Annotated in this window: 17 protein-coding genes; 13 read left to right on the top strand and 4 right to left on the bottom strand. The window is 59.5% G+C overall.

The genetic code is table 11. The annotated features are described in order from the left end of the window. Window positions 1-151 precede the first annotated feature (151 nt). Genes FHW68_RS16375 through FHW68_RS16360 form a run of 4 tightly spaced genes read right to left on the bottom strand, consistent with a single transcriptional unit; the run spans window position 152 to window position 2977 of the window. Window positions 152-628 carry a hypothetical protein gene (locus tag FHW68_RS16375; RefSeq protein ID WP_183681331.1) on the bottom strand — a complete coding sequence of 159 codons (477 nt, stop codon included), beginning with the start codon at window positions 626-628 and terminating at the stop codon, window positions 152-154. Beyond that, a complete protein-coding gene (locus FHW68_RS16370; RefSeq protein ID WP_095634098.1) occupies window positions 625-1131 on the bottom strand; it encodes an Hcp family type VI secretion system effector in 507 nt (168 codons plus the stop codon). Before FHW68_RS16370 ends, FHW68_RS16375 begins: the two co-directional genes overlap by 4 nt. Next, window positions 1110-1829 carry a hypothetical protein gene (locus tag FHW68_RS16365; protein ID WP_183681328.1) on the bottom strand — a complete coding sequence of 240 codons (720 nt, stop codon included), beginning with the start codon at window positions 1827-1829 and terminating at the stop codon, window positions 1110-1112. The genes FHW68_RS16370 and FHW68_RS16365 overlap by 22 nt, the downstream gene beginning before the upstream one ends. Beyond that, window positions 1826-2977 (bottom strand): DUF2515 family protein, encoded by a 1152-nt coding sequence (locus FHW68_RS16360; protein WP_183681325.1) that lies wholly within the window; start codon window positions 2975-2977, stop codon window positions 1826-1828. The genes FHW68_RS16365 and FHW68_RS16360 overlap by 4 nt, the downstream gene beginning before the upstream one ends. Window positions 2978-3303: 326 nt before the next feature. Here FHW68_RS16360 and gcbA point away from each other — a divergent pair, with 326 nt between their 5' ends. The 13 genes from gcbA to FHW68_RS16295 all read left to right on the top strand — a co-directional run bounded on the left by gcbA (window position 3304) and on the right by FHW68_RS16295 (window position 21308). Beyond that, a complete protein-coding gene (gene gcbA / locus FHW68_RS16355) occupies window positions 3304-4968 on the top strand; it encodes a diguanylate cyclase GcbA (protein ID WP_183681322.1) in 1665 nt (554 codons plus the stop codon). A 48-nt stretch (window positions 4969-5016) separates the two neighbouring features. Further along, window positions 5017-6966: a methyl-accepting chemotaxis protein gene (locus tag FHW68_RS16350; protein ID WP_409258755.1), complete on the top strand. Its 1950-nt coding sequence runs from the start codon at window positions 5017-5019 to the stop codon at window positions 6964-6966. 188 nt (window positions 6967-7154) lie between these two features. After that, on the top strand, window positions 7155-8894 hold the full coding sequence (locus FHW68_RS16345) for a protein-disulfide reductase DsbD (protein ID WP_183681318.1): 1740 nt from the start codon (window positions 7155-7157) through the stop codon (window positions 8892-8894). Between the two features lie 132 nt (window positions 8895-9026). Beyond that, complete coding sequence (aroQ, locus tag FHW68_RS16340) at window positions 9027-9479, top strand: type II 3-dehydroquinate dehydratase (RefSeq protein ID WP_095634092.1); 453 nt, start codon at window positions 9027-9029, stop codon at window positions 9477-9479. 49 nt (window positions 9480-9528) lie between these two features. Beyond that, entirely contained in the window at window positions 9529-10002 is a 474-nt protein-coding gene (gene accB, locus FHW68_RS16335) for an acetyl-CoA carboxylase biotin carboxyl carrier protein (protein ID WP_095634091.1), read from the top strand. 17 nt (window positions 10003-10019) lie between these two features. Then, window positions 10020-11378, top strand: a complete 1359-nt coding sequence (accC, locus tag FHW68_RS16330; protein WP_095634090.1) for an acetyl-CoA carboxylase biotin carboxylase subunit — start codon at window positions 10020-10022, stop codon at window positions 11376-11378. A 257-nt stretch (window positions 11379-11635) separates the two neighbouring features. After that, window positions 11636-12514: a 50S ribosomal protein L11 methyltransferase gene (prmA, locus tag FHW68_RS16325; RefSeq protein WP_095634089.1), complete on the top strand. Its 879-nt coding sequence runs from the start codon at window positions 11636-11638 to the stop codon at window positions 12512-12514. Between the two features lie 30 nt (window positions 12515-12544). Continuing rightward, window positions 12545-13765: a DUF3426 domain-containing protein gene (locus FHW68_RS16320; RefSeq protein WP_183681314.1), complete on the top strand. Its 1221-nt coding sequence runs from the start codon at window positions 12545-12547 to the stop codon at window positions 13763-13765. Window positions 13766-13948: 183 nt separating this feature from the next. After that, a complete protein-coding gene (dusB, locus tag FHW68_RS16315) occupies window positions 13949-14959 on the top strand; it encodes a tRNA dihydrouridine synthase DusB (protein ID WP_095634087.1) in 1011 nt (336 codons plus the stop codon). After that, window positions 14956-15276 (top strand): DNA-binding transcriptional regulator Fis, encoded by a 321-nt coding sequence (gene fis, locus FHW68_RS16310; RefSeq protein WP_007907419.1) that lies wholly within the window; start codon window positions 14956-14958, stop codon window positions 15274-15276. The genes dusB and fis overlap by 4 nt, the downstream gene beginning before the upstream one ends. 82 nt (window positions 15277-15358) lie before the next feature. Beyond that, entirely contained in the window at window positions 15359-16966 is a 1608-nt protein-coding gene (purH, locus tag FHW68_RS16305; RefSeq protein WP_183681312.1) for a bifunctional phosphoribosylaminoimidazolecarboxamide formyltransferase/IMP cyclohydrolase, read from the top strand. A gap of 172 nt (window positions 16967-17138) precedes the next feature. After that, a complete protein-coding gene (purD, locus tag FHW68_RS16300; RefSeq protein WP_123500880.1) occupies window positions 17139-18434 on the top strand; it encodes a phosphoribosylamine--glycine ligase in 1296 nt (431 codons plus the stop codon). Window positions 18435-18533: 99 nt separating this feature from the next. Then, entirely contained in the window at window positions 18534-21308 is a 2775-nt protein-coding gene (locus FHW68_RS16295; RefSeq protein ID WP_183681308.1) for a hybrid sensor histidine kinase/response regulator, read from the top strand. Window positions 21309-21314: the final 6 nt, after the last annotated feature.

Here is a 21314-nt window from a genome sequence, read left to right as displayed (position 1 = left end):
GCGGTATCCTTTCAATCACTTGGGTTCATCGGTTCGACCACAACCATACAACAACGTGCCTTTTACCGGCACCTGCCGTTACGTCTATCCGCAAAATATTGCCCTGAGCTGCGACAGCCGTTGCCAATAAACTCAAGTAACCATGCCAGCGCTAAACGCCGATGATCTTCATTGAAATCTGCTGCACCCCGGCCGGCGCAAAAAGATGGGCGATGCCCTCGCTATCGGTTCGACGCTGCACAGACTGCCCATCTATCGTGGCCAGGTACGACAACTGCGCCAGCGGCTCGGCCGTGACGCTGTCAACGAGGCGAAAGATCCTTGGCGATCGCGAAGGTTGAACCGGTGGATTTTTCATCAATTCGATCACCGCCTGATCGAATGCAGGCCTCGGCATTACCCAGTCGCCCAAGTCGACCTCCGTGCGGATCAGCCACCACTGGCCACCCTCGACCTGCTCCAGCACCTCGCTGTCGATATTGATCAGTAACGCCGCACGCAATTCATCAAGGCCGTCGATGGATTGCCGATCGAGCAACGCCTGGCGCACGTGCTCCAGTGCTTGCTCGCTGGGATAAGCATGTTGGCGCTCCCACGCGGACAGATGCATTTCATTGACCAGCCTCATTCCTGCGCCTCGGCACGCCATTCGTCGGAACCCATGGTCCGGCTGACCTCATGCCGCCAATAGATCCGCCGATAGCTGAAGTGGACCTTTTCCAGTTGAGTCAGGTGAGCGGTGCCAGGGTCCTGACAATGAGGCATGAGCACTTCGGCGCCGACGATTACCGCGTCTTCAAGCTCCATGGTGTAGAAATGTTCCTGCGTTCCGTGAGCCGAGGTGCGATACCACTCGACACGGCACTGGCTGAGCAACTCCCCGGAACACAGAGCGATGTTAATCAACGGCGACGCTTTGTCGATGGCCTTGGTGATGATCAAGGGCTTGTGCATCCGACGTCCCGCTCCCGCCCCTTTGGGCACGAAAATGCCATGGCTCAGGGCCTGAATCATGATCTGGTCTTCGCGGCCCAACTGATAGACGTTGCCCACTGACGCTTCGGTGAAGGCGCCTGCGCTGATCAGGCCTTGTCTTTCACCCTTGAGGGTCATGAAGGCGGGAGTTGGCATGGTGGGGCTCCTTTTTGTTCGGGTTGCGGGGCGGGGAAGTGACTGGGTTCGTCATATCGGTCTTCGATTTCGGCGAAGGGGATCCAGGGTTTGGCAAGTGCGAGGGTGATGAGGTAGCGCTCTTCGGTCGGATTTCGGTAATCCTCGAAGCGAGCCAGTACCAGCATGACCTGATACTTATCGTCGGCTTGCCAGTAGGTTATCCCTGCGAGAATTCCTTTGCGCAGGTAGGCCCGCCACTCAGGTGTATCGACGATCGTGGGATTGTTTCGCAGCCCCTTCGCCACCCAACCTTTAGCGCGCCATTGGTCTTGCAGGTCGAGAACAACTTTAAGCGCGTCATCAATCAGGAGCGGTTCGATCTGGGGGGACATGCGGAGGCTGTAAATGACATTGTCGTCAAAGTCGACAGTAAAAAAGCGCGCTGCAGGCGTGGTAAACCCGAACTGCGGGTCGGCGAATCGCAATTTTGCATCGACCTTGGGAATGCCAAACCAGATGTGCCCTCGTATCTCCGGACTAAACGGGGCTGAAGAGTTCCTGCGTAAATCGTCATAGGTACCACCCATTTTCAGGACGATTTCCGGCTCATCCCAGAGAGGTTGCGTTAGCTGATGTATGGCGGCCCAAGCTACAACAGCCAGAAGCAGAAGGTTGGCGCAGCGGCGCCTGCCCAATAACCGTGGTCGCAGATTCATAGCCCGCTGCCGCCCGATGCGATCTCGTTGATCGATTGCTCTAATGCACTACGGTTGTGATCGCTGAGCATCTGATCAAAGCGCGTCGCCGCCCGGAGTACGAATGCCATTCGTTGCTTGAGGTCCGACAAGTCCGCCAGCGGGTTGTCGCCAAAAACGATAGTTCGCCCGTCCTCGACGCGCTGGCATTGGCTGGTAAGGGTCAGCTCAATTGCCTGGGCAACGCCTGAAGGAAACCCCGTGACGTAGGAAGCGTGGTTGCCACGCAGCAAAGCCACCAATCGACGATCTTGGTAAATTGTCGGCTGGAGAATATTTTTCTGCTCATGCAGCGCCAAATACTCCACGCTTCTGAAAATGTCCCCTGCCTCTATCGCCTCAAAAGCTGGCAAAATTTCGGGATAATCCATTCCGAACTGGAGCTTTTCCTGCCTCACCGGCCAAAGCACCGGAAACTTTGAATGCCCATAGATGCCCGCCCGCGCCTTCAGACACTGCTTCAACTCCCCCAACCCACGCTTCGCACAAAACTCATGCAGCGGATAAACATCCAGAAACAGCGTGGTATTGCCCAGCGCCATCATGTCGTGCACATGCCGGAATTGCTGTTGCACCAACGACAAGTCTTCCCCCGCTGAACGAAAATCCACAGATGGCACAGGATTGCGCGCATCGGCTTCTCTATAGTTACGCAACGCATCTGTCTGCTCGGCCATCTTGCCCGTCGTCAATAATCCGGATTCGCGGCGGCTGTCTCGTAATACCTGCCTCGTCTCACGCTCATCACTGATGCGTTCGACGCTGTCCGCCGCATGCAACAATCCGCAACCGACCTGCTTGGAAGCAAACGCCGCCAACCCGGCCCACTGAAACCGCGAGTCGTGCAACCAAAGTCGAGCGTACGCAGCATTGATAGCGCGGTTGCGCTCAACGGGGTCCGCAATCAATACGCCTTTAGGTGCGACGATTTCTTCCGCCTCGCGCTGGAAGGTACGCCAGAGGCATGCGCAAGTCAGAATCGGCACGTCCGTAACGAGGGTCTTGCTGCCATAAAGCCGCACCTCTTTGCATTCACAGTCAGCAACGGGCGTGCTGTTGTGGTTCAGGCGCTGATCATCTATGGGGTGTTGTTTGAAACACTGGGTCATGGTTTGCAGACGAGCGACTAAGGGAATCCCTGAACCCTATCAGCCGCAATTCCCGACCGGATCGTTTGGCCGAAAAATCAGAAATACCTGACAGACGAGGCTCGCCGAGACATGGGAAGTTGCCTTGAAATGACCAGGAGATGTCCTCAAACACCTGATTCATCAGGCTCTATCGGCCAGTGACGCCCTGATCGAAACTCATGAGTCAGAAACTGAATAACATCGCTTCGCAGATTATTGACCTGCGACACTCATGCAATCGAAAAGAGGTGCTAGCATAGAGCCACCAGTCGATCTCAGCATGCACCCTACCTAGTAGTCAGGATATGACCGAGCCAGAAGACCCCAGCCGTGAGCGCCTCAAGCACCATTTTGCCCAGCGGGTAATTCATCAGGCACGTCAGATTCTTGAGATATGGCAACGCCTGCAGCGCAACGAATGGTCCACTAGCGACTTGTCGGAGCTGAGTGAAGCCAATCTGCGCCTGCTGCGTTTTGCCGAACGTTTCGAACAACCGGAACACACTCAACTGGCGCGCCACATCGGCCAGTCGCTGGAAGCGGTCGATGCCAATCGCGGACGCCTGAGCAGCGGACTGATCACTGAACTCAATCGTCTGATGCAGCGCCTGTCCCGCACCGGCCTGCGTCATGGCGATCAGCTCGAACAAACCTTCCTGCCGCCACTGCGCAAGCCGATCTACGTGATGCTGCAAGATCACGACCGGGCCGAACGGCTGGCCAAACAACTTGAATTTTTCGGGCTGAGTGCCCAATCCCTCGACAGTGTCGCCGCGTTCCGCTCCTCGTTGGTCGAACGCTTGCCGGCGGCGATTGTCATGGACGTCGACTTCAGCGGCGCCGGCATCGGCCTGAAACTGGCGGCCGAAGCCCAGGAAGGCCTTGATCAGCCCTTGCCGCTGTTGTTTTTCAGCCTGCACGAAACCGATACCCCGACCCGCCTCGCCGCCGTGCGTGCCGGAGGCCAGGAATTTCTCACCGGCACGCTCGAAGCCTCGAGCCTGCTGGAAAAAATCGAAGTCCTGACCTGCGTCGCCCAGTACGAACCCTATAAAGTGCTGATCATCGATGACTCCCGCGCCCAAGCCTTGCACACCGAGCGCTTGCTCAACAGTGCCGGGATCGTGACGCGGACCTTGATCGAACCGATCCAGGCCATGGCCGAACTGGCGGATTTCCAGCCGGACCTGATCATCCTCGACATGTACATGCCGGCCTGCACCGGTACCGAACTGGCCAAGGTGATCCGCCATAACGACCGCTATGTCAGCGTGCCGATCATTTATCTGTCGGCCGAAGACGATCTGGACAAACAACTCGACGCCATGAGCGAAGGCGGCGACGACTTTCTGACCAAACCGATCAAACCACGACACCTGATCACCACCGTGCGCAACCGCGCGGCGCGGGCGCGCAATCTGAAAGCGCGGATGGTGCGCGACAGCCTGACCGGTTTGTATAACCACACTCACATTCTGCAATTGCTCGAAGACTGTTCATTCCGCGCCCGCCGCGAAAGCAAGCCGCTGAGCTTTGCGATGCTCGACATCGACCACTTCAAACGGGTCAACGACAGTCATGGCCATCCCATGGGCGACCGAGTGATCAAGAGCCTGGCGCTGTTCCTCAAGCAGCGGTTGCGCAAGACCGACTTCATTGGCCGTTATGGCGGCGAAGAGTTCGCCATCGTCATGCCGGACACTGATATCGAATCGGCCTGCAAGGTGCTCGATGAAATCCGTCAGCGCTTTGCCGAAATTCACTACCCCGCTCAGCCGCAGGATCTGTGGTGCACGTTCAGTGCCGGCGTCGTCGAAATGCGCGAAAATTCTGACAGTCTGCTGATGGCCAGCCAGGCCGACGAGGCGCTGTACCGCGCGAAGAACGAGGGACGTAACCGGGTACAAGCCGCGCGAGAGCAAAGTGCCACTTTTTCATCGGAATCGACCCATTCGGTCATAACTCTGTAATAGAAACGCAATAACTTCAGGCACTTACCATTCTGCCGTTGGTAGACCATGATGCGCTTGAAGCTGTTGACCAACCTCAATACCCTCCTTCTGGTCGCCGTGTGCGTGGCCCTTGGCGCCACGCTCTGGTGGTCGCAAAAAGCCCTGGAGCGCCCCTATCTGTTGATGGAGCGTTATCTGGGCCTTTCTCAGCAGTTTCAAAATGAAGTAGCGCGCAACGTCGAGGATTACCTGGCCAGCGGCGATGCCCTGCGCCTGAGCAGCGCCAGCCAGGCCATCGACGCCTTGCAAGCGGAACTCGCTGAGTTGCCACCGGCATTGGCCGATACCTTGCGCCCCAGCCTGTCGAATCTGGCTGAATTCGGCAAAACCGACCTGCTGGCCGCCGGCAAACTCGCCGGCGACCCGCAAGCACTGCTGCTGCAGGCCGAACGCGAACTCAGCGCCAGCCTCGATCAACTCAGCCAATACGCCAGCGGCAACGCGGCCTATCTGACGCCCTTACTCGTCGCTTCCCAGCATTTGGGTAAATTGTCACTGGCCCGGGACAAACTGGTCAGCAGTGGTCGTAGCGAACTGGCCGCCGATGTCGAGCGGGAAGTCGCTAACATCCGCACTCAAGCCGCGCAACTGGACGCTTTACCGCTACTTGGCGTGACCGCCAGCACCGAATCGAATACCGATGATTTCGCCGCGATGATGGGGTTGGACAACACCGAGAAAACCGTCGCCGAAGAGGTTGGCGTCGGCCTTAAGCGGGAACTCAACAGCCTGCTCAGCCGCTACCCTTCGGAACTGGCGCGCACCCGCGAACAGATCCAGAAACGCGCCGACCTCAGCGCTGCGACGCACGTGAAAATCACCGCTGTGCAGCAGTCCATCGCCGGACTGGAACCGGTGGTGCGCGTCCAGCACGGGCAGATCCAGAGCGAAGTGCGGCTGATGCAAGGGGTGATGATCGGGCTGATTCTGCTGATCGCATTGCTCATCGATACCTTGCAGCGACGCCTGGCCCGAACCCTGACCAACCTTGCCCCGGCGCTGTCGACCTGGGCCGAAGGTGACTTCAGCCGCGACATTCAACTGGGCGCGACCAACCGCGAGCTGCATGACATTCAAGCCTCGCTCAATCGCTTGCGCGCCTATCTGGTCGACCTGGTCGGCACCATTCGCCTCAATGCCGAGCAAGTCGCCGGCAGCAGCCGAACGTTGGCCGAATTAAGCAATGACCTGCACAGTGGCGCCGAGCATCAGGCCGGCGACACCGCGTTGATCCGCGACTCTTTGGGTGAGCTTGAAGCGACGATTCAACAAGTCGCCGGTGACGCCAGCCAGGCCGCCGATGCCAGCCGCCATGCCGGACTTGCGGTGGAACACGGGCAGAAAGTGATCGGCCTGAGCCTCACCGGCCTGCATGCGTTGGTGGGTGAAGTGCAAGGCAACGCACAAATGATCGAGCATCTGGCCGAGGAGTCAGCGACCATCGGCGGTGTACTGACGGTGATCCGCTCGATTGCCGACCAGACCAATCTGCTGGCCCTGAACGCCGCCATCGAAGCGGCCCGTGCCGGAGAAATGGGCCGGGGGTTTGCCGTGGTGGCCGAGGAAGTTCGCTCACTGGCGCAACGCACCGCCGGGGCGACGGCCGAGATCCAGACACTGATCGCCGGCCTGCAAACCGCCGCGCGGCAATCGGTCGATGGCATGCGTGCCCAGGTCGAACACGCCGAAGCCACGGCCAATCAGGCCCAGGCAGCCGACGGGGCACTGGATAAAATCGTCGGGGCGATCCAGACCATTGCCGACACCGCCGTGCGCATCGCCGATGTCACCGCCCAACAGAGCGGCGCTGTCAGCGAAATCCGCGATCACAGTGAGCGGATTCACCAATTGGGTGGGGATAATCTGCTGCGCATCGGCGAGGGGCGTGAACAAGGGGAGAATTTGTTGGTGCTGGGCGGGCGATTGCATACAGCCGTTCAGGCCTTTCGCGTCTGACAGTTTCTCTTCCCAATGATCGTTCCCACGCTCTGCGTGGGAACGCCTCAATGGACGCTCTGCGTCCACTGTTGGGACGCAGAGCGTCCCGGGCTGCATTCCCACGCAGAGCGCGGGAACGATCATGCTTCCTGCATACCCTTCCGACGTCCGCTATCATGCCCACACTTTCGATACGCGAGATTGTCATGCGCCGTTTGCTTTGCCTGCTGTTCTTAGTACTCGCCCTGCCGGCCTCCGCCGCCGGGTTGCTGGACAGTCGGCCCAGTTCCACCCTGGGTTCAGTCAACAACAGCGCCGACTTCCTGCCGGTGCGCGAAGCGTTCAAGTTGAGCCTGGTAGAAAGTACGCCGCAATCGATCAAACTGCGTTTCGTCGCTACCGAGGGTTACTACCTCTACCGCCATCGCTTCCAGTTTCGCGCCGACCCGGCCGACATTGGCCTGGGCGCGGCGCAATTGCCCAAAGGCGAACAAAAGCACGATGAGTTCTTCGGCGATGTCGAGGTTTACCACGGCATTCTCGATGTAGAACTGCCACGCACCGACTCACGCGCCTTTACGCTGGTCGTGACCTATCAGGGCTGTGCCGACAAAGGCCTGTGTTATCCGCCTGAGACCGAACGCCTGAGTATTGATGGCGACGGTGCCGCGACCACAGCCTGGAGCTGGCGCGAACTGGCGCTGTTTTTTCTTGCAGGAGTGGGCCTGACCTTCACCCCCTGCGTGCTGCCGATGCTGCCGATCCTCTCCGGGGTGGTCCTGCGCGGACAGGTTGGCGGGTTACGCGGTTTCACCCTGTCGCTGGCTTACGTATTGCCGATGGCCCTCTGTTTCGCCCTGCTCGGCGCCTTGATGGGAATGTTCGGCGCACAGCTCAATCTTCAGGCGCGCTTGCAGTCGGCTTGGGTGCTGGTGCCGTTCGCGATGTTTTTCGTTGTATTTGCCCTGGCCATGTTTGGTGTATTCGAACTGAAGCTCCCCCATGCCATCAGCAGCCGCCTGGACCGGATCGCCGGACGTACCGAAGGCGGCTCATTGTGGGGCGCGGCCGTGCTGGGCGTGGTGTCGAGCCTGCTGGTTTCGCCGTGTGTATCGGCACCGCTGGCCGGCGCGCTGCTATACATCAGCGCCAGCGGCGATGCGCTGGGCGGCGGCTTGAAATTGTTCATGCTCGGCCTGGGCATGGGTGCACCGCTGTTGCTGGTAGCAACCGGCGGCGCGGCCTGGCTGCCGAGAAGCGGACCATGGCTGATCTACGTGAAAAATGCGATTGGGGTGCTGTTGCTCGGGCTGGCGATTGCCTTGCTCAGCCGGGTACTGCCGGGCCAGATCACCTTGCTGTTGATCGGCTTGCTCGCCGGTGGCGTCGGGTTGTTTATGGGCGCACTGGAATTTGTCTATAAACCGCCCAGAAAACGCCTGGGGCAATTGCTGGGGATGTTCTTGCTGTTTTATGCCCTGGCTTGCTGGTACGGCGCCTTCAGTGGCCAGACCGATCCGTTCAACCCCATTGGCCAACCGCGCAATGTCGCCAGCAACGGTCAACCGCCAATCGCCGGCAATTGGCAAACCATCACCACGCCAGCCGAACTGGACCGCGTTCTTGCCGAAGCCAAAGCCGATGGCACACCGCTGCTGCTCGATTGGTACGCCGACTGGTGCATCAGCTGCAAAGTCATCGAACACGAGGTGCTCACCGATGCCAATGTCGTCGAACGCCTCAAAGGTTATCGATTGATTCGTTTCGACATCACTGCCAGCAACGCCGAACAACGCGCCCTGCTCGACCGCTACCAACTATTCGGTCCTCCGGCGCTGATGTTTTTCGGCAAGGACGGCGTCGAACGTGTCGATGTGCGGGTGATTGGCGAAATCAGCGCGAAAAACTTCGCCGAACGTGTTGCGAAAGCAAATGACCAGATTTAATTGCCCGGTCATATATTTCGCGTAAACATCGGCCATCGTGCTGGCTATTGCATAGAACTGGACAGTCACAAAGGCTTTGCGGCATAGTCGCCGGGTTCTGACAATTGCACACAGATGACAAAGGAGCGGCAGATGGCGACCTTATTGGTGTTACACGGCCCCAACCTGAACCTGCTCGGCACTCGGGAACCGGGCGTCTACGGTGCAACGACACTGGCGCAGATCAATCAGGATCTGGAACAGCGGGCACGCAATGCCGGCCACCATTTGCTCTATCTGCAAAGCAACGCCGAGTACGAATTGATCGATCGCATCCACGCTGCCCGCAGCGAAGGTGTGGACTTCATCCTGATCAATCCAGCAGCTTTTACGCATACAAGTGTCGCATTACGTGACGCGCTGCTGGCAGTGAGCATCCCATTCATCGAAGTGCATTTATCTAACGTGCACAAACGCGAACCTTTCCGCCATCACTCTTACTTCTCCGACGTTGCGGTGGGAGTGATCTGCGGCCTTGGCGCCAGCGGTTATCGACTGGCCCTGGAGGCCGCCCTAGAGCAGCTTGAAACACAGGCAACAGCTTGAACAACAAGCGTTAAACGCCCCCTGACCGACCCTTGGGAGTTGATGATTCATGGATATCCGTAAAGTTAAGAAACTGATCGAGTTGCTGGAAGAGTCCGGTATCGACGAACTCGAGATCAAGGAAGGCGAAGAGTCCGTACGCATCAGCCGTCACAGCAAGACGCCGGCTCAGCAGTACTACGCTCCCGCTCCTATGCATGCTCCGGCACCGGCGCCAGCGCCAGCACCTGTCGCTGCCGCTCCGGTTGCCGCCGCTGCTCCTGCAGCCCCGGCTGCGCCTGCGCTGAACGGCAACGTTGCGCGCTCGCCGATGGTCGGTACTTTCTATCGCAAATCCTCGCCGTCCTCGCCCTCCTTCGTTGAAGTCGGCCAGACCGTGAAGAAAGGCGACACCCTGTGCATCGTCGAAGCCATGAAGATGATGAACCACATCGAAGCTGAAGCCAGCGGTGTGATCGAATCCATCCTCGTCGAAGACGGCCAGCCGGTTGAGTACGACCAACCGCTGTTCACCATCGTTTGAACCGCGGAGAAACTTTGATGACTGCGAAGTTGGAAAAAGTTCTGATCGCCAACCGCGGTGAGATCGCCCTGCGGATCCTGCGTGCCTGCAAAGAGATGGGCATCAAGACTGTTGCCGTTTACTCCAAGGCCGACAAAGAGCTGATGCACCTGGGCCTGGCAGACGAATCCGTCTGCATCGGCCCGGCCTCGGCCGCGCACTCTTACCTGCACATTCCGGCCATCATCGCCGCCGCTGAAGTGACTGGCGCTACCGCTATCCACCCAGGCTACGGCTTTCTAGCGGAAAACGCCGACTTTGCCGAACAGGTCGAGAATTCCGGCTTCGCGTTCATTGGCCCGAAAGCCGAGACCATTCGCCTGATGGGCGACAAGGTATCGGCCAAGCACGCCATGATCGCCGCCGGCGTTCCAACCGTTCCGGGTTCCGACGGCCCGTTGCCGGAAGACGAAGAAACCGCTCTGGGCATCGGCCGCGAAGTCGGTTATCCGGTGATCATCAAAGCCGCTGGCGGCGGTGGTGGTCGTGGTATGCGCGTGGTGTACAAAGAGGAAGACCTGATCTCCTCGGCGAAACTGACCCGCTCCGAAGCGGGCGCAGCGTTCGGCAACCCGATGGTCTACCTGGAAAAATTCCTGACCAACCCACGCCACGTGGAAGTTCAGGTTCTTTCCGACGGCCAGGGCCACGCTATCCATCTGGGCGACCGCGATTGCTCGCTGCAACGTCGCCACCAGAAGGTTCTCGAAGAAGCGCCGGCACCGGGCATCGACGAGAAAGCACGCGCTGAAGTCCTCGCTCGCTGCGTCAAGGCTTGCATCGACATCGGCTACCGTGGCGCCGGCACGTTCGAGTTCCTGTACGAGAACGGCCACTTCTACTTCATCGAGATGAACACTCGTGTCCAGGTAGAGCACCCGGTATCGGAAATGGTCACCGGCATCGACATCGTCAAGGAGATGCTCAGCATCGCCGCTGGCAACAAGCTGTCGTATACCCAGGATGACGTCGTTATCCGCGGTCACGCGCTGGAATGCCGGATCAACGCCGAAGACCCGAAAACCTTCATGCCTAGCCCAGGCACGGTCAAGCATTTCCACGCGCCAGGCGGCAACGGCGTTCGCGTCGATTCGCACCTGTACAGTGGCTATGCCGTTCCGCCGAACTACGATTCGTTGATCGGCAAGCTGATCACCTACGGCGCCACCCGTGACGAAGCCATGGCGCGCATGCGCAATGCGCTGGACGAAATCGTGGTCGACGGGATCAAGACCAACATCCCGCTGCACCGCGACCTGGTCCGCGATGCTGGCTTCTGCGAAGGCGGAGTCAACATCCACTACCTGGAACACAAGCTGGCTGGCGAAAAGCACTAAGCTGTGATCCATACCAACAAAGCCGCTTTCGAGCGGCTTTGTTGTTTCTGCGCTCTTTGTAGGAACGAGGCTTGCCCGCGAACCAGGCACCACGGTGTTTCAGACTTACCGCGTCATCGTTCTTCGCGGGCAAGCCTCGCGCCTACGAAGAGCACGCATATATCGGTCTTGTCGTCTTCTGCCTCGCGCTCGCGTAAACTTGCGCGTTTCTGGCAACCCGCCAGGCTGCAATCCATATTTTTTCAAAGGTGCCCGCCATGCCTTGGCTGCAAGTCCGTCTCGCCATCAGCCCAGAACAAGCCGAAACCTACGAAGACGCTTTCCTTGAAGTGGGCGCCGTGTCGGTGACCTTCATGGACGCCGAAGATCAGCCGATTTTCGAACCGGAACTCAATACCACGCCGCTGTGGTCGCACACTCACTTGCTGGCCTTGTTCGAAGGTGGCACCGAGCCTGGTCCGGTGCTGGCCCATCTTGAGTTGCTGACTGGCAGTCCGCTGCCCGAACACCACAGCGAAGTGATCGAAGACCAGGACTGGGAACGCAGCTGGATGGACGGTTTCCAGCCGATGCGCTTCGGTCAGCGCCTGTGGATCGTCCCGAGCTGGCATGCCGCGCCGGAACCCGACGCAGTGAACTTGCTGCTGGACCCGGGCCTGGCGTTCGGTACCGGCACTCACCCGACCACAGCTCTGTGCCTGGAATGGCTCGACGGTCAGGACCTGAAAGGTTGCAACGTGCTCGACTTCGGTTGCGGCTCGGGGATTCTGGCGATTGCCGCCCTGTTGCTGGGCGCCAAGCAAGCCGTCGGCACCGACATCGATGTGCAGGCGCTGGAAGCCTCACGCGACAATGCCGGGCGCAACAACATTGCCGACGAACTCTTCGCATTGTATCTGCCCCAAGACCTGCCCCAGGTTCAGGCCGACGTGCTGGTCGCCAACATTCTGGCCGGCCCGCTGGTTTCGCTGGCTCCGCAACTGTCCAGCCTGGTCAAGCCGGGCGGTCGTTTGGCACTGTCGGGCATCCTCGCCGAACAAGGTGAAGAAGTCGCCGCCGCGTACGCTCAGGACTTCGATCTGGATCCGATTGCCAATCGCGACGGCTGGGTACGCATTACTGGCCGTCGGCGCTAGAATGAGCGCCTGCATAAACCGGATTTCCGCATGACCGATAGCTTCGTCACCCAGTGCCCGCATTGCCAAACCAGCTTCCGCGTCAGCCATGCTCAGTTGAGCGTGGCCCGTGGAGTAGTTCGTTGCGGCTCGTGTTTGCAGGTGTTCAACGCCGCCAGGCAGTTACTCGAGCAACGGGCCGGCAAGGAAACGGTCAAACCGGTTGCACCGACGCCCACCGAACCGCCCGTGCAGCGCGCCATCAGCCAAAAGCAATGGACCGCTGCAGAAATGGATCTGGACAGCCTGGATCTGGACGAAGAGCTCGCCCGGCTCGAACAGCGGGAAATCCAGCCAACCATGGAATTCACTCGGCCGCGCGAAGACAGCCTCAGCGCTCGCCGCGATACCACCGAGCATGACCAGGAGCCCTGGTCCGACAGTCTCTTCAGTGAGTCGGCCGCCGACCGTGCAAAAACCGCCGACGCGCCCACGCCAGAACCTGCGATCGAACCGAGCAAACATTCGCGCACCGAACCTTCACTGTCGCTGGAGCCCACGTATCCGGACGACGAACCCGAGATCCAGCAGCTGCGCCTGCACGACCCGCTCGACGCCCCGATCCCCTTTGCCAGCCTGTCGGCGACTGCCGATGAAGTCGACAATGACCGGCCCTCTGCCGAACCCCTGCGCAAGCGACGTGAACGCAGCGAACCGGCGCTGCGCGCGGAAGTATTGGAGGATCTGACCGACGATCCGTTGCAACTGGATTGGCAAAAACGTCGTTCTCCCTGGGGCCGGCGCTTTTTCTGGCTGCTGCTGATTTTGCTCGGCGCCGCTGGCCTCGCCGGCCAATACGTCGCTTATCATTTCGACGAACTGGCACGCCAGGACCAGTACCGTCCATGGTTCCAGCAACTGTGCCCGCACATCGGCTGCACCGTGCCGTCCAAAGTCGACATCGCAAAAGTCAAAAGCAGCAACCTGGTGGTCCGCAGCCACCCGGACTTCAATGGTGCACTGGTGGTCGACGCGATCATCTACAATCGCGCGCCCTTCTCACAACCCTTCCCGCTGCTGGAGCTGCGCTTTGCCGACCTCAACGGCCACCTGATCGCCAGCCGTCGCTTCAAACCTGGCGAGTACCTCAGCGGTGATCTCGAAGGGATGGCGGAGATGCCGCCGCAAACGCCAATCCACATCGCGCTGGATATTCTTGATCCAGGCGCCAAAGCGGTGAATTACAGCCTGAGCTTCCATTCCCCTGAGTAAAACGCTCGAGTGTTACAGCCTGACAGCTGTTTTCCGGCTTTGCTTGCGCTACCAAACCGCTGGCAATAACAAAATTACTGTTCAGATTTTGTTCAATTCAGCCTTTATCCAGTCATCGAGAGCGGGTATCATGCCAACCCTTTTTCGAACTCTCATGATCCGGCCCCACAACAGGGAAGTCCTATGTCGGCGGTACGCATCGGTCCATATACATTGCACAACGGCTTGATTCTCGCCCCCATGGCGGGTGTCACCGATCAGCCCTTTCGTCAGCTGTGCAAGCGACTGGGCGCCGGCCTTGTAGTCTCGGAAATGGTCACCAGCGACATGAGCTTGTGGAATACCCGCAAATCGCGGATGCGCATGATCCACGAAGGTGATCCCGAGCCCCGCTCGGTACAGATCGCCGGTGGCGATGCGCAGATGCTGGCGGATGCGGCCCGGGCCAATGTCGAACTGGGCGCGCAGATTATTGATATCAACATGGGCTGTCCGGCGAAGAAGGTCTGCAACAAGGCCGCCGGTTCCGCCCTGTTGAAAGATGAAGCATTGGTGACCGAGATCCTGCAGGCCGTCGTGGCCGCGGTCGATGTGCCGGTTACCCTGAAGATCCGCACCGGCTGGGACCGGGCGAACAAGAATGGCCTGACCGTGGCGAAGATCGCCGAACAGGCAGGCATCACGGCGTTGGCGGTACACGGCCGCACCCGTGCCGATCTGTATACCGGGGAAGCCGAGTACGACACCATTGCCGCGATCAAGCAGGCGGTGTCGATTCCGGTCTTCGCCAATGGCGATATCGATTCGCCCGAGAAGGCCCGGTACGTGCTCGACGCGACCGGTGCCGATGGCCTGTTGGTAGGTCGGGCTGCCCAGGGGCAGCCATGGATTTTTCGTGAGATCGATCATTATCTGCGTACCGGCGAAAAACTCCCGGCACCGGAACTGATCGAGGTGGAACGTATTCTGCTTGAGCATCTGGCTGCGCTGCATGCCTTCTATGGCGACGTCATGGGCGTGCGCATAGCTCGCAAGCATGTGGGCTGGTATCTCGCAACCTTGCCGGGCGCCAGGGAGTTCCGCGCCCACTTCAATCGTTTGGAAGATACGGAAGCACAATGCGCCTACGTTCGGGGCTTTTTCGCCGAACGTTACAAGAGCCTGACAGGGGACGGAGAAGGGGTGGCCGCATGACGATGATGACCGAGACTTTAGTGAGTGGAACAACACCCGTGAGCGACAACGTGAATTTGAAACAGCACCTCAATACGCCGAGCGAAGAAGGTCAGACCCTTCGCGGGAGTGTCGAGAAGGCGCTGCACAATTATTTCGCCCACCTTGAGGGCGCTGCCGTCACGGATGTGTATAACCTGGTGCTTTCCGAAGTCGAGGCTCCCCTGCTCGAATGCGTGATGAACTACGTCAAGGGCAACCAGACCAAGGCCAGTGAGCTGCTCGGGCTGAACCGGGGCACCCTGCGCAAGAAACTCAAGCAGTACGATTTGCTGTAAGCATTCAATCAAACCAGAAAGGCGCCCGCGTAGAACCGGTCGCCTTTTTTGCTGACTTCCCTTGCTTTCGATGGAAATTGAAATGACCGACCAGACTACCCGCCTGCCGATCCGCCGCGCCTTGATCAGCGTTTCCGACAAGACCGGGATCCTTGAATTCGCCAAGGAGCTTGAAGCCCTGGGCGTCGAGATCCTCTCCACCGGCGGAACGTTCAAGCTGCTGCGCGACAACGGTGTTGCCGCAGTGGAAGTCGCGGATTACACCGGTTTCGCAGAAATGATGGACGGTCGGGTTAAAACCCTGCACCCGAAAATCCACGGCGGGATCCTCGGTCGTCGCGGTATCGACGACGCCATCATGAATGAGCACGGCATCAAGCCGATCGACCTGGTTGCGGTCAACCTGTACCCGTTCGAAGCCACCATCAACAAGCCAGGCTGCGACCTGCCGACCGCCATCGAAAACATCGACATCGGCGGCCCGACCATGGTCCGTTCGGCAGCCAAGAACCACAAAGACGTGGCCATTGTGGTGAATGCCAGCGATTACGCCAACGTCCTGGAAAACCTCAAGGCCGGCGGCCTGACCTACGCTCAGCGTTTCGACCTGATGCTCAAGGCCTTCGAACACACCGCCGCCTATGACGGCATGATCGCCAACTACATGGGCACCGTGAACCAGGCGGCTGAAACCCTCTCCACTGAAGGTCGCAGCGAATTCCCGCGCACCTTCAACAGCCAGTTCATCAAGGCCCAGGAAATGCGCTACGGCGAGAACCCGCACCAGAGCGCGGCGTTCTACGTTGAAGCCAAGCCAGCCGAAGTGGGCATCGCTACTGCAACCCAACTGCAAGGCAAAGAGCTGTCGTTCAACAACGTGGCCGACACCGACGCCGCGCTGGAATGCGTGAAGAGCTTCGTCAAACCGGCCTGCGTGATCGTCAAGCACGCCAACCCGTGCGGCGTGGCCGTGAGCCCGGACGCTGAAGGCGGTATCCGTCAGGCCTACGAACTGGCCTACGCCACCGACACTGAATCGGCGTTCGGCGGCATTATCGCGTTCAACCGCGAACTGGATGCAGAAACCGCCAAAGCCATCGTCGAGCGTCAGTTCGTCGAAGTGATCATCGCCCCGTCCGTCAGTGACGAAGCTCGCGCTATCGTGGCAGCCAAAGCCAACGTGCGCTTGTTGGCCTGCGGTGAGTGGTCGGCTGATCGCGCCGCTGCGTGGGACTACAAACGCGTCAACGGTGGTCTGCTGGTGCAGAGCCGCGACATCGGCATGATCGGTGCCGACGACTTGAAAGTCGTGTCCAAACGCGCCCCGACCGAGCAAGAGATCCACGACCTGATCTTCGCCTGGAAAGTTGCCAAGTACGTTAAATCCAACGCCATCGTCTACGCCAAGAACCGTCAGACCATCGGTGTCGGTGCCGGCCAGATGAGCCGTGTGAACTCCGCGCGTATCGCCGCGATCAAGGCTGAGCACGCCGGGTTGCAGGTAGCAGGCTCGGTGATGGCCTCCGACGCCTTTTTCCCGTTCCGCGATGGTCTGGACAATGCGGCCAAGGTCGGCATCACTGCGGTGATCCAGCCGGGCGGCTCGATGCGTGATAACGAAGTGATTGCTGCTGCTGATGAAGCGGGCATCGCCATGGTCTTTACTGGCATGCGCCACTTCCGTCACTGATACACGGCAGCTACAAGCCTCAAGCTGCAAGCTGCAAGAAAGAGCAGACTGGTGTCGCTCCTTCTTGCAGCTGCAGCCTTATTAATTCAGAGCCATAAGCTGTAACTGAGAGCCAAACATTCGCTCTTGCTTGCTGCTTGTAGCTTGCAGCTTTCTCCGAAGGAGTCTCTCTTTGAACGTTTTGATCATTGGCAGCGGTGGCCGTGAACACGCCCTGGCCTGGAAAGTGGCTCAGGATCCGCGCGTGCAAAAAGTTTTCGTTGCCCCGGGCAACGCCGGCACCGCCATTGAAGCCAAGTGCGAGAACGTCGCCATCGACGTACTGGCCCTGGAGCAACTGGCTGACTTTGCCGAGAAGAACGTTTCCCTGACCATCGTCGGCCCGGAAGTGCCGCTGGTAGCCGGTGTTGTCGATCTGTTCCGCTCCCGTGGCCTGGATTGCTTCGGCCCGACCGCGGGCGCGGCGCAACTGGAAGGTTCGAAAGCCTTTACCAAAGACTTCCTGGCGCGCCACAAGATCCCGACCGCCGACTATCAGAACTTCACCGAGATCGAGCCAGCCCTGGCTTATCTGCGTGAAAAAGGCGCACCGATCGTGATCAAGGCCGATGGCCTGGCCGCGGGTAAAGGCGTGATCGTGGCCATGACCCTGGGCGAAGCCGAAGACGCGGTACGCGACATGCTGGCAGGCAACGCATTTGGCGACGCCGGGTCTCGTGTGGTGATCGAAGAATTCCTGGACGGCGAGGAAGCCAGCTTCATCGTCATGGTCGACGGCAAGAACGTATTGCCGATGGCCACCAGCCAGGACCACAAACGCGTCGGCGACGGCGATACCGGCCCGAATACCGGTGGCATGGGTGCTTACTCCCCGGCCCCGGTCGTCACGGCCGAAGTCCATCAGCGGGTCATGGACCTGGTGATCTGGCCGACCGTGCGCGGCATGGCCGAGGAAGGGAACGTCTACACCGGCTTCCTCTATGCTGGCCTGATGATCGACAAGGCTGGCAACCCAAAAGTTATCGAGTTCAACTGCCGTTTCGGCGATCCTGAGACCCAACCGGTGATGCTGCGCTTGCAGTCGAGCCTGGTGTTGCTGGTCGAAGCGGCGCTGGCACAAGCCCTGGACAAGGTCGAAGCACAATGGGATCCACGTCCGAGCGTCGGTATTGTATTGGCCGCTGGCGGTTACCCGGGTGACTATGCCAAAGGCGTTGCCATCAACGGCCTGGATGCAGCGGCGACACTGGAAGGCAAAGTCTTCCATGCCGGTACTGCGCTCAAGGACGGTCAAGTGGTGACCGCCGGGGGTCGGGTACTGTGCGCTACCGCCATGGGCACCAGCGTCGATGCAGCTCAACAGCAGGCTTACAAACTGGCGGCTAAAATCGACTGGGAAGGCTGCTTCTACCGTAAGGACATTGGCTACCGCGCCATTGCCCGCGAGCGTGGCGAGAATCAGGAATAAGCCATCCATCCGGCCAGGCAAGGGCTTGCGGCCCTTGCCTGACTATTCCGGCGCCGCGCATAGTTATACTTTGGCATTAACCTACGAAGGGATTTCGCCGTGCGCTGGCTCAGGATCGCCATAGGCTTGACCGTCACTCTGCTGACCTTGCTCTGCATGCTCCCGGCCCAGGCCACGCAAGGCAGTGGATGGGCGGTATTGCTCGACGAACAGGGCGATCTGCAACTGAGCGATATCCGCTCCAGCCGCTACACCAATCAATTCAGCCCCACCGAACTCGATCGCCTCACCGCGGCCGCGCCCGATGGCGCCCTGTGGCTGCGTTTCAAGCTCGCCCCCGGCAAGCATGAACAGTTGCTCAGAGTGTTCGCACCTGACGTCGCCCATCTCAATCTGTATGTGCTCGACGGCGATCAGCTGATCGATCAATTGAATACCGGTACCACGCAGTTCCAGGTCAAGCCTCCCCTTCCCAGCAGCGACTTCATGTTGCCGCTGCCGCAAAGTGACAAAACCCTCGACGTGTACCTGCGGCTGGTCTCCGAACACCAGTTTCGGCCTTACATCACCCTGCAATCGGCGGTCATGACCGCGGCCACTCAGTACCAGACGCTGATCTACGGCTTGCTTTTCGGCTGCCTCGGGATGTTGATCCTGCACAACCTGACCCGTTACATCTACACCCGTTCGCGCAGCAGCCTCTGGCTGGCAGCGTGCGAAGGGCTGCTGATGCTCAGTCTGGTGTTGCTGCTGAACCTGGCCCGACCATGGTTACCGAACTGGTCCGTCGTACAAACACCCGGGGCCTACCTCGCCTTGCTGATGACCGCGCCTTGCGGCCTGATGTTCGCCTACCGCTTCTTCGCCCCGCTCGGCCCTCACCCGTTAAACAGGCTGCTGCTGGGGGACATCCTGTTCATCATGGTCTGTGGCCTGCTGTTGTTGTTCGTCAACACACTGCCGCTGAACCTGATCACGTATGGGCTGGTTGCCCTGGCCGGTCTGAGCATGCTGTTCGTCAGCGCCCATCACTGGCAAAAAGGTTATCGCCCGGCGCGCCTGTTCGTGGCGGCCATGGTGGTGTTCAACCTCGGCACATTGATTATTCTGCCGGCCCTGCAGGGGCTGACCCTGGTCGCTCCACAAAACCTGATCATTATTCTGCTGGTGTTTATCTGTATCAGTGGCCTGTTGATGAGTATTGCCTTGGGCGAGCGACAGCGCAGCATCACCGAAGACCGTTTCAGCGTCAGTCGCGACCTGGCCGCCAGCAACGCCGAAATCAACGCCAAAGCCGAATTTCTGGCGAAGATCAGCCACGAGATCCGCACCCCGATGAATGGGGTGCTGGGCATGACCGAATTGCTACTGGGCACACCGCTGTCGGTCAAGCAACGTGACTACGTGCAGACCATCCATAGCGCCGGCAACGAGCTGCTGACACTGATCAACGAAATTCTCGACATCTCCAAACTCGAGTCCGGACAGATCGAACTGGACGACGTGCAGTTCGACCTCAACGCACTGATCGAAGATTGCCTGAGCATCTTCCGCGCCAAAGCCGAACAGCAAAACGTCGAATTGATCAGCTTTATCCAGCCGCAGGTACCCCGCGTCATCAGCGGAGATCCGACGCGCCTGCGTCAGACCCTGCTGAGCCTGCTGGAAAACGCCCTGAAGAAAACCGATGAAGGCGAGATCCTGATCGTTGTCGCCCTGGACGAACGCAGTGCCAAACCGCGACTGCGCATCGCTGTGCAAGACAGCGGCCAGCCCATGGAGGCGCAAGAGCGCGACGCATTGATGCATGCCGAACTGCACAGCAAACACTTCCTCTCGGCCACCAGCCTGGGGGGCAATCTCGGGTTGGTCATCGCCCGTCAGCTGATCCGCTTGATGCAGGGCGAGTTCGGCATCAAGAGCGGCGCCAACCAGGGCAGCACTTTGTGGCTGACCCTGCCATTGGACCCAGACCGTCTCGAACATCCGACCTCAGACCTGGACGGCCCGCTGCAAGGTGCACGGGTACTGGTGGTGGACGATAACGACACCTGTCGCAAGGTGCTGGTGCAGCAGTGCAGCGCCTGGGGCCTGAATGTCAGTGCCGTGCCGTCCGGCAAGGAGGCCTTGGCGCTGCTGCGCACCAAGGCTCATCTGCGCGACTACTTTGACGTGGTCCTGCTGGACCAGAACATGCCTGGCATGACCGGCATGCAGCTCGCGGCCAAGATCAAGGAAGACCCGAGCCTGAACCATGACATTCTGCTCATCATGCTCACCGGCATCAGCAACGCCCCGAGCAAAATCATCGCGCGCAACTGCGGGATCAAGCGAATTCTCGCTAAACCGGTGGCGGGCTATACACTCAAGACCACGCTGGCGGACGAGCTGAACCAACGCAACAAAGGCCTCTCCGTTTCGCAGCAGTTGCCCACCGGCCCGACACTTCCGGTCAAGGTGCCCAGCGATTTCCGCATTCTGGTGGCCGAAGACAACACCATCTCGACCAAGGTCATACGCGGCATGCTGGGCAAGCTCAATCTGCAACCGGACACCGCCAGCAATGGCGAAGAAGCCCTGGTGGCGATGAAAGCCCAGCGCTACGACCTGGTGCTGATGGACTGTGAAATGCCAATCCTCGACGGTTTCTCCGCCACCCAGCAACTGCGTGCCTGGGAAGTCGGCAACCAGCGGATTCGCACCCCCGTGGTGGCGTTGACCGCACATATCCTCGCTGAACACAAAGAGCGCGCGCGCCAGGCGGGCATGGACGGGCACATGGCCAAACCGGTGGAACTGTCGCAACTGCGCGACCTGATCGAGCATTGGGTTGCCCAACGTGATCAGCAGAATCGTACGGCTTCGACGCTCTGATGCCGA

The sequence above is a fragment of the Pseudomonas sp. Tn43 genome, assembly GCF_014192635.1.
GTDB lineage: Bacteria > Pseudomonadota > Gammaproteobacteria > Pseudomonadales > Pseudomonadaceae > Aquipseudomonas.
The sequence above is the reverse complement of the archived record's forward strand: the minus strand, read 5'-3'. Positions and strand labels throughout refer to the sequence as shown.

Excerpts from the sequence above, each read along its gene's own strand:
- FHW68_RS16375 (WP_183681331.1), bottom strand. The coding sequence starts at position 628 with ATGAGGCTGGTCAATGAAATGCATCTGTCCGCGTGGGAGCGCCAACAT.
- FHW68_RS16370 (WP_095634098.1), bottom strand. The coding sequence starts at position 1,131 with ATGCCAACTCCCGCCTTCATGACCCTCAAGGGTGAAAGACAAGGCCTG.
- FHW68_RS16365 (WP_183681328.1), bottom strand. The coding sequence starts at position 1,829 with ATGAATCTGCGACCACGGTTATTGGGCAGGCGCCGCTGCGCCAACCTT.
- FHW68_RS16360 (WP_183681325.1), bottom strand. The coding sequence starts at position 2,977 with ATGACCCAGTGTTTCAAACAACACCCCATAGATGATCAGCGCCTGAAC.
- gcbA (WP_183681322.1), top strand. The coding sequence starts at position 3,304 with ATGACCGAGCCAGAAGACCCCAGCCGTGAGCGCCTCAAGCACCATTTT.
- FHW68_RS16350 (WP_409258755.1), top strand. The coding sequence starts at position 5,017 with ATGATGCGCTTGAAGCTGTTGACCAACCTCAATACCCTCCTTCTGGTC.
- FHW68_RS16345 (WP_183681318.1), top strand. The coding sequence starts at position 7,155 with ATGCGCCGTTTGCTTTGCCTGCTGTTCTTAGTACTCGCCCTGCCGGCC.
- aroQ (WP_095634092.1), top strand. The coding sequence starts at position 9,027 with ATGGCGACCTTATTGGTGTTACACGGCCCCAACCTGAACCTGCTCGGC.
- accB (WP_095634091.1), top strand. The coding sequence starts at position 9,529 with ATGGATATCCGTAAAGTTAAGAAACTGATCGAGTTGCTGGAAGAGTCC.
- accC (WP_095634090.1), top strand. The coding sequence starts at position 10,020 with ATGACTGCGAAGTTGGAAAAAGTTCTGATCGCCAACCGCGGTGAGATC.
- prmA (WP_095634089.1), top strand. The coding sequence starts at position 11,636 with ATGCCTTGGCTGCAAGTCCGTCTCGCCATCAGCCCAGAACAAGCCGAA.
- FHW68_RS16320 (WP_183681314.1), top strand. The coding sequence starts at position 12,545 with ATGACCGATAGCTTCGTCACCCAGTGCCCGCATTGCCAAACCAGCTTC.
- dusB (WP_095634087.1), top strand. The coding sequence starts at position 13,949 with ATGTCGGCGGTACGCATCGGTCCATATACATTGCACAACGGCTTGATT.
- fis (WP_007907419.1), top strand. The coding sequence starts at position 14,956 with ATGACGATGATGACCGAGACTTTAGTGAGTGGAACAACACCCGTGAGC.
- purH (WP_183681312.1), top strand. The coding sequence starts at position 15,359 with ATGACCGACCAGACTACCCGCCTGCCGATCCGCCGCGCCTTGATCAGC.